General features: G+C 39.6%; 5 protein-coding genes. All 5 read right to left on the reverse strand.

The features are described from left to right. A partial coding sequence (locus F6K22_RS27350) for a tetratricopeptide repeat protein (protein WP_293105349.1) occupies positions 1–2,158 on the reverse strand: 2,158 nt, incomplete at its 3' end. Positions 2,159–2,885: 727 nt separating this feature from the next. Then, a complete protein-coding gene (locus F6K22_RS27355; RefSeq protein ID WP_293105351.1) occupies positions 2,886–3,227 on the reverse strand; it encodes a XisI protein in 342 nt (113 codons plus the stop codon). Beyond that, positions 3,185–3,652 (reverse strand): XisH family protein, encoded by a 468-nt coding sequence (locus F6K22_RS27360; RefSeq protein WP_293105352.1) that lies wholly within the window; start codon positions 3,650–3,652, stop codon positions 3,185–3,187. Before F6K22_RS27360 ends, F6K22_RS27355 begins: the two co-directional genes overlap by 43 nt. Positions 3,653–3,658: 6 nt before the next feature. Beyond that, a complete protein-coding gene (locus F6K22_RS27365; RefSeq protein ID WP_293105354.1) occupies positions 3,659–4,003 on the reverse strand; it encodes an antitoxin family protein in 345 nt (114 codons plus the stop codon). Positions 4,004–5,069: 1,066 nt separating this feature from the next. Further along, positions 5,070–6,393, reverse strand: a 1,324-nt coding sequence (locus tag F6K22_RS27370; RefSeq protein ID WP_293105356.1) for a 2-isopropylmalate synthase, incomplete at its 5' end; no start/stop codon positions are given.

Below are 6,393 nucleotides of genomic sequence, written 5' to 3' on the forward strand. Positions count from 1 at the left end.
CTGATTTTTTCGGTAGTTCATAACTGCTGATTTCTTTTTGAGTTACTAACCATAAATAACTGGCATCTTTTCCCAAAGAATATTGTAAAAGTATGGTGTCTTTGTCGATAACTTGTTGTTGAATTTCTGAGGCGGTGAGGGGGTCTGGATATTTGAGATTGGCGTAACGAGGACTGTTTTGTTTGATTTTGACTTCTAATTGTTGCAGTTGGTTGGTTAAGGTTTCAATTTGTTGTTTGAGTTGGTCGGGGTTGTATCCTTCGGTGTTGAGTTGTCGCGCTTGGTCTAATGTGTTGAGTTTTTGCAGTAGTTGTTTTTCTTGGGCGAGAAGTTGGGGGTCAACTCCAGTTTTGATGTCTGCTCCTGATTCTGCTAAGATGTCTAGTAGACTTCTGGCGCGACTGCGTTCGCTGGCGTTTAATGCTTCGCTGTCATAACCTTTGTTGGGGTTTTGTTTGTGGAGTTGCATTAGGAGGTCGATGTAGAATTGATAGTAATCTTGAACTGTGGCAAAATAGGATGTTCGCAGGTCAGTTGCAACAATTTTGGTGCGGAGGTCTTCGATTATTTCTATGGATTTTTCTATGAAAGTGAGGCTTTTCGTGAGGTTGCCTTGGTCTCGTTGGACTTTAGCGATGTGATAGAGAGTGATTGTTTCCCCACCCTTATCTTCTACTTGCTGAGATAGAGGTAAAGCTTCCTGGTAGTAATTGAGTGCAAGTTGTTCTTCTCCTAAATCATTGTAGACATTGCCAATATTATTGAGAGTTCTTGCTTCCCCAAAGCGATCGCCTACTTGCCGAAGTATAGGTAAAGCTTGCTGGTAGTAATTGAGTGCAAGTTGTTTTTCTCCTAAACTTCTGTAGACAGCGCCAATATTATGGAGAGTGTTTGCCTCCCCACCCCGATCTTCTACTTGCTGAGATAGATGTAAAGCTTCCTGGTAGTAATTGAGTGCAAGTCGTTTTTCTCCTAAATCATTGTAGACAGCGCCAATATTATTGAGAGTGATTGCTTCCCCATAGCGATCGCCTACTTGCCGAAGTATAGGTAAAGCTTGCTGGTAGTAATTGAGTGCTGTTTGTTTTTCTCCTAAGTCACTGTAGACATTGCCAATATTATTGAGAGTGACTGCTTCCCCACCCTTATCTTCTATTTGCTGAGATAGATGTAAAGCTTCCTGGTAGTAATTGAGTGCAAGTTGTTTTTCTCCTAAGTCTGAGTATACACCGCCGATATTATTGAGAGTGATTGCTTCCCCAAAGCGATCGCCTACTTGCCGTCTTATAGGTAAAGCTTCCTGGTAGTAATTGAGTGCTGTTTGTTTTTCTCCTAAGTTACTGTAGACTAGGCCAATATTATTGAGAGTTCTTGCTTCCCCACGGCGATCGTCTACTTCCCGATATATAGGTAAAGCTTGCTGGTAGTAATTGAGAGCTGTTTGTTTTTCTCCTAAGTCACTGTAGACGAAGCCAATATTATTGAGAGTGTTTGCTTCCCCACGGCGATCGCTTACTTGCCGAAGTATAGGTAAAGCTTGCTGGTAGTAATTGAGTGCAAGTTGTTTTTTTCCTAAGTTACTGTAGACAAGGCCAATATTATTGAGAGTGTTTGCTTCCCCACGGCGATGGTCTACTTGCCGAAGTATAGGTAAAGCTTGCTGGTAGTAATTGAGTGCAAGTTGTTTTTTTCCTAAATCATTGTAGACAGCGCCAATATTATTGAGAGTAGCTGCTTCCCCAAAGCGATCGCCTACTTGCCGATATATAGGTAAAGCTTGCTGGTAGTAATTGAGTGCAAGTTGTTTTTCTCCTAAGTCTGAGTATACACGACCAATACTAAGAAGTGTAACTGCTTCCCCACTCAGGTTGCGCGTTTTCCTATATAGTAATAGTGCCTCTTCCCATTTAGCAATAGCTCCCCTCAAAGATTCTGCTGTACCTTGCTGATATAGTTCATATCCCTGATTAAATAATCTTTCAGCCTCAGCACTCTTGTCTGTCTGAGCAATAATTTCTCCCCCATTGACAATATTGGGCAACATTAATATAGGAAAACTGACATTAAATAACATCAGACTATTAACACTGATAATAGACAACCATCTCTTAGGAGAAACCATAAACTTAACCCTTGCCTCACAACTAGAAAATTTCATCTATTATATTTCTAGTTTCAAGGAAGATATGCAATTCAGTTATCAGTCACTTAATTACGTCCGCAGCGAGGGGGACGGGAAAAGAAAAGAGATTGCTTCGGCTAAATTTATGCTTTCTGTTGAAGGTTAACTTGTCCTATTACCGCCTCGCTGCGGACAATTGGGTTGATTACGTCCGCAGCGAGGGGGGTAGCAAAAACAATTATTTTTGTCTGCTCAACCTTAAACCCCCCGAAGCAATCTCTCAAATTATCAGATTGCTTCGGCTAAGGTTATACTTTTTCCAGAAGATTAACTTGTTTGACTACCGCCGAGGTGCGGACAACATTTTACGTCCGCAGCGAGGGGGACGGGAAAAGCAATTATTTGACTTTGTTCAACCTTAAACCCCCCGAAGCAATCTCTCAAATTCTGCTAAGATTGGTATCTTTAGGGAAGGCTTCGCCTACGGCTGAGTTAACGCTTTCTGTTGAAGATTAACTTGTTTGACCACCGCCTTGCTGTCGCAAAACTGCGTTAACGCAATGACAATATTAGAGTTTTGATTATGTCCGCAGCGAGGGGGACGCCAAAAGCAATTATTTGACTTTGTTCAACATTAAACCCCCCGAAGCAATCTCTCAAATTCTGCTGAGATTGCTTCGGCTGAATTAACGCTTTCTCCAGAAGATTAACTTGTTTGACTACCGCCTCGCTGCGGACAATTTAACTTGTTCCTTTACTACTACTAATAATTTGACTCAACTTCCCTGAAATTTTCAGCATTCATTTCCCATAAATGTTCTAAAATTATATTATTCTGAGGAATGCCTTGGTCGATTAAATCTTGAGTAATTCCCTGTTCTATACCATCATATTCAACATAAACCTTTCCCTCTGCTAGAGTAATATAAATAATATTTCCTCTAACTCGCTTACCTCTGTTCCATCCCACTTGCATCAGAGCATAGCGATCGCTCTGTTCATCAAAAACAGTATCCAATCTAATATTTCCATGAGAAGGACGTAATTTAGCATATTTCCCAATTACTTGTTTGACGATTTCTCTATAGGTCTTTGGGGTATCCATTGTAAAACCTCGACTTTTTCTAAATCTACAACCAACAATTTCATGGGCAAATTATTAATTACTAATTTACCAATAGATTCACTGAATATATTATTATAAGTAAAGCTACTAATAGCTAGATAAATTTCCCTCACTGGGTCAACTTCTTTGAGTAGTAATTGATAAAGAATGTATTGCCCAATAGCTTGTTCTAAATCTACTATTGGAGAATTACCTCTAAATTCCTTTATTTCCAGAGCAAGCTGAAAATTTCCTTGTTTAGCAGCAATCAAATTTCCATTATTAAATTCGTGGCCCGTAGCAGCTAAGTCTATAAACAAAAATCTTTCACCATAAGAAATTACATAGGGGTCATCTGTAATTTCCCAACCATCTTTAATAATAGCTTTCTTAACTAAATTATGAATAGAATCTCTAGCAGGCATTTAAAATTAGGTTTCTTGATTTTTCAAATTTGCCAATATCTCCCTAGTTCGTTCCGTTGCTGCTGTTAATTCTGCCACTGCTAATTCCTCTAACTCTTGTTGTTCTTCTCTAGATAATAATTGTTGATTATCCTGACTTTCGTGAAACTTATTCATTAACTGTTGAAGTTGCTCATCCTGCTCTCCCTCTAAAGGTAGTGAAGCGAACGCTGCCAAAATATCGGCAGGTTTTTGCTGTTGAAAATTTGTTCTGCTCTTAACAAGAGTAATTTCAACTCGCGTTCCCTCTGGTAAGTTTAGAGGTTTGGTTAACCGCAATACTCCTTGTTCATAAACTGCTTCTAGTATCATTTTTATTTATTATTTTTACTATAAATTCTATGGTTAGAATAACATCAAAATGTAGGTTAGGTCATTTCAGTTATCAGTTATCAGTTATAGCGCTACTTGAATCGGGAATAGGGAATAGGTATGGAGGGAATAGTAAACTGTCAAAGGATTTCAGGATGCGCGAAATGTCCTAATCTTTGCTTCGACTGCTATATCAGTTATCAGTAACCTCTGGCTGAACCCAGAGGCTTGAAATAATGAACTTTTATCTTTTCATCCCCTTAAAAGGGGAGGCTTTAAACCTCTTTTTTTGGTAAAATGATAGTGAAACATAACTTTCTACAGGTAGTACAAGCATCTTGCCTGTTTGTTTTTCTGGAGATATCTATTGGGTTGATTACGTCCGCAGCGAGGGGGGTGGCAAAAGCAATTATTTTTGTCTGCTCAACGTTAAACCCCCCGAAGCAATCTCATCATAATTTGAGGGATTGCTTCGGCTAACTTTATGCTTTCTGTTGAAGATTAACTTGTTTGACTACCGCCGAGGTGCGGACAACATTATACTTTTGATTATGTCCGCAGCGAGGGGGACGCCAAAAGCAATTATTTGACTTTTTTCAACCTTAAACCCCCCGAAGCAATCTCATCATAATTTGAGGGATTGCTACCTTTAGGGAAGGCTTCGCCTACGGCTAACTTTATGCTTTCTGTTGAAGATTAACTTGTTTGAGTACCGCCGAGGTGCGGACAACATTATACTTTCTCTTGCCAATATATTTCTTGAGGAGAGATAGAATTTGTAGAAAATATTCTATTTTTTTTAGGGCGAGAGGTCTTGATTAGTTTTGTCATAATTTTTTTTAAAAGTATTAGTTTGTAGTTGGGCTTTAGCCCACGAAATATATCGGGCTAAAGCCCAACTACTAGCCTAATTATACCTTTCCAATTGGACATAATATAATGCTCCTGGATATTGTCAAGATAGTTGCAATTCTAATTAGTAATCAGGTGCGTTACCCGGGAACAATATTAACTTGAACTAAGTATAATTTATCTACCCGCTAACGCACCCTACAGAAACTATCTATTAACTACCAGCTACTACTTCTTCAGGTTGACTCTTTTGCGGATGTATTTTATCTACACCACTTTGCAAAACTGCATACAATCGATTTAAAGCATTTACATAAGCTTCAGCAGATGCCACAATAATATCTGTATTGGCAGCATGACCAGAATAAACTCGCCCTTCATAACGCAAGCGAATAGTCACTTCCCCAATAGCATCAATACCAGCAGTTACTGACTGCACGGAAAACTCAATTAAATCATTTGGTACATTCACTACTCGGTTAATTGCCTTGTACACAGCATCCACAGGACCAGTACCAATAGCAGCATCAGTCAATTCCTCCCCATTGGGAGTACGGATACTAACTGTAGCTGTAGGACGAGAGCGATCGCCACAAGAAACTTGCACCAACTCCAAACGGAATAGTTCGGGTGGTTGTCGAACCTCGCTATTAATAATAGATTCTAAATCCCAATCTGTGATTTCTTTCTTTTTGTCTGCCAAATCTTTGAACTTAAGAAATGCCTTATTAATTTCTTCATCTGAGAGTTCAAACCCAAGCTCTTGCAACCGAGTTTGGAAAGCATGACGACCGGAAAGTTTACCCAAGACTATTTGATTATCTGTCAACCCAATTAACTGAGCATCCATAATTTCATAGGTCAGTTTATTTTTGAGTACCCCATCTTGGTGAATACCTGACTCGTGAGCAAAAGCGTTAGCACCAACAATAGCTTTATTTGGTTGCACAAACATTCCTGTCAAATTAGAAACCAGACGGGATGTTTTATAAATATGACGAGTATCAATATTAGTAAGTGGTGCTTCTGACTCCGGTGGGCGACCCAAAAATGGGTTATAATATTGTCGTCGAACGTGCAACGCCATCACCAATTCTTCCAAAGCAGCATTACCAGCACGTTCGCCAATACCATTGATAGTACATTCTAACTGACGAGCGCCATTTTTCACTGCTTCCAGGAAATTAGCAACTGCCAGACCCAAGTCATTGTGACCGTGAACCGAAATAATCGCTTGGTCAATGTTCGGCACATTTTCCTTAATACCCCGAATCAGTGCCCCAAATTCAGCAGGAGTCGTATAACCTACAGTATCAGGAATATTAACTGTCGTAGCTCCAGCAGCGATCGCTAACTCTAATACTTGATAGAGAAATTCTGGGTCGGAGCGACCTGCGTCTTCGGGAGAAAATTCTACATCATCCACAAAAGTTTTAGCATAGGCAACCATTTCTGGAGCAATCTCTAATACTTCTGCTCTAGTTTTCTTAAGTTTGTAAGCTAAGTGAATGTCAGAGGTAGCGATAAAAGTATGAATA

It is taken from the genome of Okeania sp. SIO2F4, from assembly GCF_010672385.1.
Classification (GTDB): Bacteria; Cyanobacteriota; Cyanobacteriia; order Cyanobacteriales; family Microcoleaceae; genus Trichodesmium.

Excerpts from the sequence above, each read along its gene's own strand:
- F6K22_RS27355 (WP_293105351.1), bottom strand. The coding sequence starts at position 3,227 with ATGGATACCCCAAAGACCTATAGAGAAATCGTCAAACAAGTAATTGGG.
- F6K22_RS27365 (WP_293105354.1), bottom strand. The coding sequence starts at position 4,003 with ATGATACTAGAAGCAGTTTATGAACAAGGAGTATTGCGGTTAACCAAA.
- F6K22_RS27360 (WP_293105352.1), bottom strand. The coding sequence starts at position 3,652 with ATGCCTGCTAGAGATTCTATTCATAATTTAGTTAAGAAAGCTATTATT.